The sequence below is a fragment of the Pacificoceanicola algae genome, from assembly GCF_049341065.1.
Classification (GTDB): domain Bacteria; phylum Pseudomonadota; class Alphaproteobacteria; order Rhodobacterales; family Rhodobacteraceae; genus Pacificoceanicola.
The window spans coordinates 1-8,511 of the sequence record NZ_JBMPIX010000048.1 but is presented as its reverse complement, the minus strand read 5'-3'; the positions used below and the strand labels follow the sequence as shown (position 1 = coordinate 8,511).

Here is an 8,511-nt window from a genome sequence, read left to right as displayed (position 1 = left end):
CAGTTCTCTCTGGCCAAGCAACAGCACAACCCAAGACCCAAACAGGGTCATCAGAAATGATCCGACATCTGAAGATTGCCCGCGATACGGCGGTCAAATCGCGCTCACAGGCAACAAATGCAACCATCAATTAATGCAACAGTCCAGAAACCGATGTCGCAAGGCGAGTCCACAGGCGGTTTGACGGCGCGCGCGGACGTTCTACCTTAACGAGATTGCTGAACAGACGAAAAACATGCGAGCGTCTGGCATTCATGTCCACCGGGGAGGTAAAGACACGATGGCAAGTCTTACAGTAAATGGCGTGCAACACGAAGTTGACGCGGAACCTGATACACCGCTTCTGTGGGTGCTTCGCGAACAACTCGGGTTGACGGGTACGAAATACGGATGCGGCGTGGGCGCTTGTGGTGCTTGCACCGTGCATATCGACGGGGTCGCCACCCGGTCATGCGCGCTCCCGCTCGAGGCCGTGAGCGAAGGCGAACAGATCACCACCATCGAAGGGCTCAGTGACGATCTCTCGCATCCCATCCAACAGGCCTGGGCCGAGCTTGACGTGCCGCAATGCGGTTACTGCCAGTCCGGCCAGATCATGGCGGCGGCGGCGTTTCTCACCGAATTCCCCAAGCCCACGGACGAGGACATCACCAACAACATGACCAATCTTTGCCGCTGTGGCACCTACAACCGGATCAAGGCGGGCATCAAGCGCGCTGCGGATCTGACGTGAGGGGGATGTAAGATGACCGAACATTTCAACATGAACCGCCGGGGCTTTCTGGTCAGCACCGCAGCGGCGGCAGGCGGGCTTGCGCTTGGCATGCCACTTGACGCGTCCGCGCAGCAGATTTCCGGCGATACGCCCGAGATCAACGCCTGGGTCGTAATCCAGCCTGACGACAAGGTGATCGTCCGCGTTGCCCGGATCGAGATGGGGCAGGGCACGCTGACCGGGCTTGCGCAGCTCGTGGCTGAGGAGCTCGACGCGGATTGGGAAAAGGTGACTTGGGAATATCCCTCCCCGGGCGAGAACGCGGCGCGCGAGCGGGTGTGGGGCTCTTTCGGCACATTTGGCAGCCGCGGAATCCGCAACAGTCAGGATTACGTCCGTCAGGGTGGCGCTGCGGCCCGCGCCATGCTGATCCAGGCCGCGGCAAACCGTTGGGGTGTCGATGCGTCGGAGGTCACGGCGGCCAAGAGCGTGCTGACCGGTCCGGACGGTGACACGCTGAGTTATGGTGCGGTTGCAGCGGAGGCGGCTGAGCTTGAGATCCCCACCGACATCGCGCTCAAGGATCCGACCGACTGGACCATCGCGGGCCAGCCGCTGAAACGCCTCGACACACTCGACAAGCTCGACGGCAGCCGGGTGTATTCGATCGACATGGTCCAGCCCGGCATGCTTAATGCAACGGTCAAGCAGACCCCGGTAATGGGCGGCAAGCTCGTAAGCTTCGATGCCGAGGCGGTCATGGACATGCCCGGTGTCATCAAGGTTGTTCAAATCAATGACGCGGCTGTGGCGGTCATCGCCGACACGTTCTGGCGCGCCAAGAAGGCGCTCGACGCGCTGCCCATCGAATGGGATCTCGGTGAGAACGCATCTTTCGGCATGGACGATCTGGAGCGTATGCTCGACGAAGGGCTGACGGCCGAAGACGGCTTTGTCGGCAATGCATCTGGCGATGTGGACGCAGCGCTTGCGGACGCGGCGCAGGTCGTGGAGTCGGTCTATCACTACCCATGGCAGAGCCACGCGACGATGGAGCCGATGAACGCCACGGCGCTGGTCACCGACGACCGCTGTACCGTCTGGGTCGCCACTCAGAACGCCGAGTCCGATCTGGCTATCGCGTCCGAAACATCGGGGCTGGAAATTCCGCAATGCGACGTCCACCGCATCAATCTTGGCGGTGGTTTCGGCAGGCGGGCGAATTCCGACTACACCCGCGTCGCCGTTCAGGTGGCGATGCAGATGAGGGGCACTCCGATCAAGACGATCTGGACGCGGGAGGAAGACCAGTTGCACGGCAACTACCATCCCGCGACCAAGGCGCGCATGCGTGGCGCGCTGGATGCCGAGGGCAATCTCACGGGCCTGCATATGCGCATTTCGGGCCAGTCGATCCTCGCGATGCTCATGCCGTTCCGTCTGCAGGACGGGATGGACCCAGCCTCCTTCCAGGGTCTCTTCGCCGACAGCGACGAAGGCGAATTCGGCTACACCGTGCCCAACATCAAGATTGATCACGCGATGCGAAATCCGCCGCTCCGTCCGGGCTTCTGGCGCGGGGTCAACAACAACCAGAACGCCTTCTACCTCGAATGCTTCATCGACGAACTCGCGGAAGCGGCGGGCAAGGATCCACTCGCGTTTCGCCGGGAGATGATGGCGAACCATCCAAAGCATCTGGCGGTGCTCGACAAGGTGGCCGAAGGCATCGGCTGGGATGCGGGCCCGCCCGAGGGCCGCGCCTTTGGGATCTGTCAGCACATGGGCTACGGCTCCTACGTGGCGGCGGCGGCCGAGGTTTCTGTTGATGAGCGCGGCAACCTCACAATCCACCGGATCGTCGCGGCGACCAACCCCGGCCACATAGTCAATCCCCAACAGGTCGAGGCGCAAATCGAAGGGTCCTTCGCCTTCGGACTTTCGGCGGGCCTACTGAGCCAGATCACGGTGGAGAATGGCACGGTGCAGGAGCAGAACTTCAACACCTACCCGATCGTATCCATGTGGGAGATGCCTGAGGTCGAGAGCCACCTGATCCCCTCGGGCGATTTCTGGGGCGGGGTCGGGGAACCCACGATTTTCGTGGCCACGCCTGCGGTGATGAATGCGGTCTATGCAGCCACCGGCAAGCGTATCCGCGAATTGCCGCTGGCAAAGCACGACCTGCGCGCCTGACGCGCCGTCCCGCGGGCGGCGCGCGCTGCCGCCCGCGGGTACCGCCACCCAACCCGAGGAGCTTGAACCCATGGGGCGACTCTCCCTTCTGACCGGCGTCCTTCTCGCGTCGACTGCGCTGTCAGCCGAGGCCCCGCCGGGGGCGGCAGCCTGTTCCGGCTGTCACGGCGCGGGCGGCATCCTTCTCGAAGGATTGAGCGCCAGCGACATCGAAACGGCAATGATCGCGTTCCGGTCTGGCGACCGCGACGCGACCTTGATGAACCGGATTGCCGAAGGTTTTAGTGAAGGCGAGATCACGGCGATTGCTGTTTGGCTCGCGGGTGGAGGGCTGAGATGACCTACTCCCGCCGTCAGGTGCTCGCGACTGGGGCAGCGCTCGCCACGCTTCCGTTCGCACGCAGCGCTCGCGCACAGGATCGCGGCCGTGTGGTCGTCGTGGGCGGCGGCTTTGGCGGTGCGACGGCCGCGCGCTGGCTCGCGCGCATGGGCCACGCCGTTACTCTTGTTGATCGCGACGCGACCTATCTGACCTGCCCCTTCAGCAACACGGTGCTCGGCGGTGTGAACGACCTCGCCGCGATCACCCATGACCGCGCGGCCCTCGAGGCCGATGGCGTGACACTCCTGCAAGGGGAGGCCGTCGCCGTTGACCCGGACGCGCGCCGCGTGACGCTCGCCGGGGAAGACAGCCTGCCCTACGACCGGCTGATCCTGTCGCCAGGTGTCGATTTCCGTCAAGGCGCTTTGCCGGGCTATGATACTGCGGCGTCGCAGATCATGCCCCATGCGTGGAAAGCCGGGACGCAGACCGCGCTGTTGCGTGCGCAACTGGAGGCGATGGAAGATGGCGGCCTCGTGGTCATCGCGCCGCCTGCCAACCCGTATCGCTGCCCGCCCGGACCTTATGAGCGGGCGAGCCTCATTGCGCATTATCTGAAATCCGCGAAACCCGCCTCCCGGATCCTGATCCTCGATGCCAAGGAAAAATTCTCCAAGCAGCCGCTCTGGGAAGAGGCCTGGGACGCGCTCTATCCCGGGATGATCGAGTGGCGCCCCCCGTCGCTGGGCGGGCGCGTGACCGAAATCCGGGCGTCTGAAGGCACCGTCGTGACCGATTTCGAGCGTTTGCAACCGGCTGTTGCCAACATTATCCCGCCGCAGAAGGCCGGCGATATCGCCGAGGTGGCGGGCGTCGCCGATGCGACCGGCTGGTGCCCCGTGAACGGTCGCAGCTTCGAATCCGATCTCGTGCCGGGCATCCATGTCATTGGCGACGCCTGTATGCCCGGCGCTATGCCGAAATCCGCCTTCTCCGCCAATGCGCAGGCCAAGGTCACCGCCGCCGCGATCGACGCGCTTTTTCGCGGCGAGGCGCCGCAATCGCCCAAGCTTATCAACACCTGCTACAGTCTTGCCGCGCCCGATTATGGCTTTACCGTCGCGGGGGTCTATGGCGAGGCGGATGGCAAGCTCTTCGACATCGAAGAGGCTGGTGGCCTGAGCCCGCTTGCTGCGCCGATGGAAACCCGGCGCAAGGAGGCGGACTATGCGCGAGACTGGTATGCCCGTATCACGACCGAAAGCTTTGGCTGAGCGGGCGCCGATCCGGACGGTGGCGCGTGCGCTGGCCTGCTGCGCCGCGACCGCGGTTCCGGGTCTTGCACAGGAGATGCCGCACTCGCTGACCGGAACCCCCGGTGATCCGGAGCGCGGCCGCGCCATCGTGGCCGAGCCCACGCGCGGGCTTTGCGTTCTGTGCCATGCCGGGCCGTTCCCCGAACACCGTTTCATGGGCAATCTCGCGCCGCCGCTTGACGGTGTCGGCTCCCGTCTTACCATCGGCGAATTGCGGGCGCAGATCGTCGACAGCAGGCGCAGAAATCCCGACACGATCATGCCGCCCTTCCACGCTACGTCCGGCCTTTCGAACGTCGGCGCGCGGTGGCAGGGCGAGACGATCCTGACAGCGCAGGACGTCGAAGACGTGGTCGCCTACCTCGTCACGCTTACGGAGGAGACCCGATGACCGACAGACACCGGCGCCAGATTCTGCTTGGCGGGCTTGCCACGCCCTTTGTCCTTGCCCTCGGTCCCGCCCGGGCAACACCCGAGACGATGCAGACCGCCATCGATGGCTTTACCGGCGGGGCCGAGGTGCTGGATGGGCGGGTAACGCTCAAGATCCCGCTCTTGGTGGAGAACGGCAATTCCGTGCCGCTTCTGGTGCGCGCCGACAGTCCGATGACCGAGGCGGACCATGTGACCGAGATCGCGATCTTCAACGAGATCAACCCTTTGCCGGATACGGTTCGTTTCCGCTTCACGCCGCGTTCGGGGCTTGCGGAGGCCGAAACGCGCATTCGCCTCAACGGCACCCAATCGGTCCACGCCATCGCGCGGATGAGCGACGGCACCTTCTGGACTGCGGCGACCACTGTCGTCGTGACGGCTCCGGCCTGCGAAGAGGTAATCCCAACATGAAAGCGCTCTTGAACATTCCCGAACAGGCCGCGCGCGGCGATATATTGCAGGTCAAGGTGCTGATCCGACACCCGATGGAAACCGGATTCCGCTCGAATCGGGATGGCAAGATCGTGCCGCGCGACATCATCCACGAGGTCCGCTGCACCTATGGCGGCGCCGAAGTCTTCGGCGCCTCTTTCTTCCCCGCCGTCTCGGCCAACCCGTTCTTGTCGTTCTATCTGCGCGCCGAGCAGACGGGCGAGGTCACGATCCGGTGGATCGACGAGGGAGGCACGGAATATAGCGATGCGCGCATGCTCACGGTGACATGAGGCGGACAGTGGCCCTTTGTTTTGCGCTGGCCGGGACGGGCGATGTCCTGGCGGCCGACGAACGGCGGACGGGCTTTGATGACATGCGCCCCGAACTGCAGGCGATGCAGACCGACGAGATGGCCAATCCCGGGCGCTTCTGGGTCCTCGACGGCGAACGCCTCTACGGCGCTGCAGCGGGACGCACGGGTCAGTCCTGCCAAGGGTGCCACGGCCCGGCACAGACGGCGATGGCCGGAGTTGCCGCGCGCTATCCGGCCTGGGACGAGGCGGGCGCGACGCCCGTCGATCTCTCGGGGCGGATCAACCTCTGCCGCACACGCCATCAGGACGCGGAGCCGCTGGCGCGCGAGAGCGACGCGATGCTCTCGCTCACGAGCTTCGTCACGCTTCAATCGCATGGCATGCCGATAGAGCCCGACCCGGACCCGCGGCTCGCGCCCGCGCGGGCGGAGGGCGAAGCGTCCTTCTTCAGGCGTGTCGGGCAACTTAATCTGGCATGCAGCCACTGTCACGACGACCACGCGGGCGGGCGTCTGCTTGCGGCGAAGATCCCCGAGGCCCATCCAACGGGCTATCCGCAATACCGCCTGCAATGGGAAACGATGGGCTCACTCCACCGGCGCTTCGGCAATTGCCTGAGCGGTGTGCGCGCCGAGGTTCCTGCCGCCGGTGCCCCGTCCCTGATCGCGCTCGAGCTCTATCTCAAGAGCCGCGCGGCGGGCCTGACCGTCGAGGCATACCCGATCAGGCCCTGATCGGCAGCGCAGAGATGATTGAGGAAATGGCCAGGCTTCGCTCTGGGCCGTCCGCGGTACAGCCCTTACAGTTTGATTTCTACGCGTTTTGGGTTTGTCGGAGCGACCTAAAGCCCGACGCCCAGATAGCGGACAGTACAGTCCATCTCGGTATCTCGGAGAAAGAGGTGTATAGCCCACGCATTTCTCTTCTTCCAGAGTATGTGCGTAGCCTTGGTGCAGCGCAGCGAATGTCTCTTTCGAAGCGCCGCAGCGCGGCATTGATGCGAGCGAGCAAAAGCGGGGGTGGGCCGAAGTTGTGCAGGCAAAGGCGCACCGGATCGACTTTTTCACTCAACGCTTCCGGGTCGATAAAGCCGTCGAGGGTGCTTGACACTGTCCTTTCCGCCTCCCTCCGGAACTCACCGCCATTTAGGTTCTTAAGATCGCATGGAAATCCCGCAACAGGATCAGCAGTCCCTAACTGGTTAAACCACGATCCTGCCCGCGAATACTTCCGGAATGCGTGGGATGCTGCTCTGCGCTAAGATCTACAATACTGGGAAGGCGTCGTCTGAGACATGGATCGCGGCGACGACCCGTTCCATCACGCCCGTTGTTTTGATGAAGAACGCGGAACGGTAGTCGATCCGACATGGCCGATTGATGAGCGTTCCGCATATCTCGGCGTTTACCTCCTGACAGAAATGCTTCTACGTGTCCTGACCAAAACCGGAACATTTGACGTCTTGGAAACGCGTCCCGCCGCCATATCGGCGATGGCGCGTTCGACGCCGATGTCGATCCGCGCCATGGCCGAGGCGACGAAGACGTCCGGAGCCCGCGCCACCCAGTCCAGAGCGTTGCCGATCTGGCGGGCCGCGCCAGCGCGGCAAGCCTCGATCGCGCCGCGCCGCGCGTCGTTGAGCATGGTAAAGATCACATCCGCGCCGGCCTTGATTTCGGCATCTGCCCAAGCACGGGTCACGCGGCTGTCGTCCTGCGTGCCGCAGAACCCGGTCAGCACGGCGACATCGGGTGCCGCATGGGCCACGCCCGCCACAAAGGCCGCGCGCCCCTTGAGACCCGGCCTGACGCGGTGACCGGACAGGTGGTCCACCGTGCCCGTGCGCGTCAAATGCGCCGCAAGGATCCCGGCGAGATAGGCCGAGTCCTCTTGCCGCACGTCGTAGCTGGCCAAATTGTGCCCCGTCTTCTGCCCCTGCACGATGGCGAACCGCTTGTCGGGGTAAAGGGCGGCGATCTCGGGCGTGGTGATGTTCCCCTGACCTATGACCAGCCGGACCCAACATCGCTTGCAGAAGCGCCGGGAAGCCGCCCGACGCCGCCATCACTCGGCCCACAGAAATGGGATGAATACACGCGTGAATAGATCCCGCCCCTTTTCGGCGCGGTCTTCAACACCGGGTCCTGGAATTCCGGCATCGTTGTGATCAAGAACGCCAACGCGATGATCCTACTCGTGACCATGGACAAAAGCAGCATGTCGGTCGGCGACCACTACGCCGACGAATTCGCAAGTCCCACCCGTTTCGTCTGGCAAACCCAGACCAGCACGCGCCGCGCCAGCAGCCGCGGCAAGATCATCTCTGGTGAAGAACCGGGCTGGACGATCCACCTGTTCGTACGGAAGTCCAAACTCCGCGACGGCCGCGCTGCGCCATTCCGCTACGCAGGCCCCGTCCGATTTGCCGACTGGGAAGGAGAAGCACCGATCACGGTTCAATGGGATCTGAAGGAACCTGTCCCGGACGCCCTTGGACAGCTGTTTGGCCTCGAGTGACAGAAATGCTTCGACTACTTGCCGCAGGCAAGGGCGTATTTTGTTAAAAAACTCGCCCTTGATCGATGGGCTCCCGGCTGATTCAATTTCCGCAATGGCTTGGAGGATCGGCGATGATGGGACCGCGGCAGGAGGCACAGCCGGCGCTGTTCTACGAGTTCTCGCTTGAGGATCCCGTGCCCCAGACCCGCGCCGACTTCGAATGGGATGCGAAAAACAACCAGTACATCTGCCCTGAAGGGCATGAGCTGAAGCAATTCC

Annotated in this window: 11 protein-coding genes; 10 read left to right on the top strand and 1 reads right to left on the bottom strand. The window is 63.7% G+C overall.

The features are described from left to right. Positions 1–280 precede the first annotated feature (280 nt). From ACOYQJ_RS25825 to soxA, 8 genes are all read left to right on the top strand, one after another. On the top strand, positions 281–733 hold the full coding sequence (locus tag ACOYQJ_RS25825) for a (2Fe-2S)-binding protein (RefSeq protein ID WP_422908755.1): 453 nt from the start codon (positions 281–283) through the stop codon (positions 731–733). 12 nt (positions 734–745) lie between these two features. Next, positions 746–2,911: a xanthine dehydrogenase family protein molybdopterin-binding subunit gene (locus ACOYQJ_RS25820; RefSeq protein WP_422908754.1), complete on the top strand. Its 2,166-nt coding sequence runs from the start codon at positions 746–748 to the stop codon at positions 2,909–2,911. Positions 2,912–2,981: 70 nt separating this feature from the next. Beyond that, positions 2,982–3,251 (top strand): c-type cytochrome, encoded by a 270-nt coding sequence (locus tag ACOYQJ_RS25815; RefSeq protein WP_422908753.1) that lies wholly within the window; start codon positions 2,982–2,984, stop codon positions 3,249–3,251. Further along, entirely contained in the window at positions 3,248–4,507 is a 1,260-nt protein-coding gene (locus ACOYQJ_RS25810; RefSeq protein ID WP_422908752.1) for an FCSD flavin-binding domain-containing protein, read from the top strand. The genes ACOYQJ_RS25815 and ACOYQJ_RS25810 overlap by 4 nt, the downstream gene beginning before the upstream one ends. Further along, positions 4,461–4,940: a sulfur oxidation c-type cytochrome SoxX gene (gene soxX, locus ACOYQJ_RS25805; RefSeq protein ID WP_422908751.1), complete on the top strand. Its 480-nt coding sequence runs from the start codon at positions 4,461–4,463 to the stop codon at positions 4,938–4,940. The genes ACOYQJ_RS25810 and soxX overlap by 47 nt, the downstream gene beginning before the upstream one ends. Continuing rightward, positions 4,937–5,395 (top strand): thiosulfate oxidation carrier protein SoxY, encoded by a 459-nt coding sequence (locus ACOYQJ_RS25800; protein WP_422908750.1) that lies wholly within the window; start codon positions 4,937–4,939, stop codon positions 5,393–5,395. The genes soxX and ACOYQJ_RS25800 overlap by 4 nt, the downstream gene beginning before the upstream one ends. Further along, positions 5,392–5,709, top strand: a complete 318-nt coding sequence (gene soxZ / locus ACOYQJ_RS25795) for a thiosulfate oxidation carrier complex protein SoxZ (RefSeq protein WP_422908749.1) — start codon at positions 5,392–5,394, stop codon at positions 5,707–5,709. The genes ACOYQJ_RS25800 and soxZ overlap by 4 nt, the downstream gene beginning before the upstream one ends. Positions 5,710–5,717: 8 nt before the next feature. Then, the gene (gene soxA, locus ACOYQJ_RS25790; protein WP_422908748.1) at positions 5,718–6,467 is read left to right on the top strand and encodes a sulfur oxidation c-type cytochrome SoxA; all 750 of its coding nucleotides are present in this window, start codon (positions 5,718–5,720) and stop codon (positions 6,465–6,467) included. Between the two features lie 670 nt (positions 6,468–7,137). On the opposite strand, the gene ACOYQJ_RS25785 is transcribed toward soxA, so the two are convergent. Next, a complete protein-coding gene (locus tag ACOYQJ_RS25785) occupies positions 7,138–7,674 on the bottom strand; it encodes a BMP family ABC transporter substrate-binding protein (protein WP_422908747.1) in 537 nt (178 codons plus the stop codon). Between ACOYQJ_RS25785 and ACOYQJ_RS25780 the strand changes: the two genes are divergently transcribed. Together ACOYQJ_RS25780 and ACOYQJ_RS25775 are read left to right on the top strand one after the other, a co-directional pair. Next, positions 7,651–7,839, top strand: a complete 189-nt coding sequence (locus tag ACOYQJ_RS25780; RefSeq protein ID WP_422908757.1) for a hypothetical protein — start codon at positions 7,651–7,653, stop codon at positions 7,837–7,839. The genes ACOYQJ_RS25785 and ACOYQJ_RS25780 overlap by 24 nt on opposite strands. Continuing rightward, a complete protein-coding gene (locus ACOYQJ_RS25775) occupies positions 7,840–8,250 on the top strand; it encodes a DUF3427 domain-containing protein (protein WP_422908756.1) in 411 nt (136 codons plus the stop codon). Positions 8,251–8,511: the final 261 nt, after the last annotated feature.

Excerpts from the sequence above, each read along its gene's own strand:
- ACOYQJ_RS25800 (WP_422908750.1), top strand. The coding sequence starts at position 4,937 with ATGACCGACAGACACCGGCGCCAGATTCTGCTTGGCGGGCTTGCCACG.
- ACOYQJ_RS25820 (WP_422908754.1), top strand. The coding sequence starts at position 746 with ATGACCGAACATTTCAACATGAACCGCCGGGGCTTTCTGGTCAGCACC.
- ACOYQJ_RS25810 (WP_422908752.1), top strand. The coding sequence starts at position 3,248 with ATGACCTACTCCCGCCGTCAGGTGCTCGCGACTGGGGCAGCGCTCGCC.
- ACOYQJ_RS25815 (WP_422908753.1), top strand. The coding sequence starts at position 2,982 with ATGGGGCGACTCTCCCTTCTGACCGGCGTCCTTCTCGCGTCGACTGCG.
- ACOYQJ_RS25825 (WP_422908755.1), top strand. The coding sequence starts at position 281 with ATGGCAAGTCTTACAGTAAATGGCGTGCAACACGAAGTTGACGCGGAA.
- soxX (WP_422908751.1), top strand. The coding sequence starts at position 4,461 with ATGCGCGAGACTGGTATGCCCGTATCACGACCGAAAGCTTTGGCTGAG.
- soxZ (WP_422908749.1), top strand. The coding sequence starts at position 5,392 with ATGAAAGCGCTCTTGAACATTCCCGAACAGGCCGCGCGCGGCGATATA.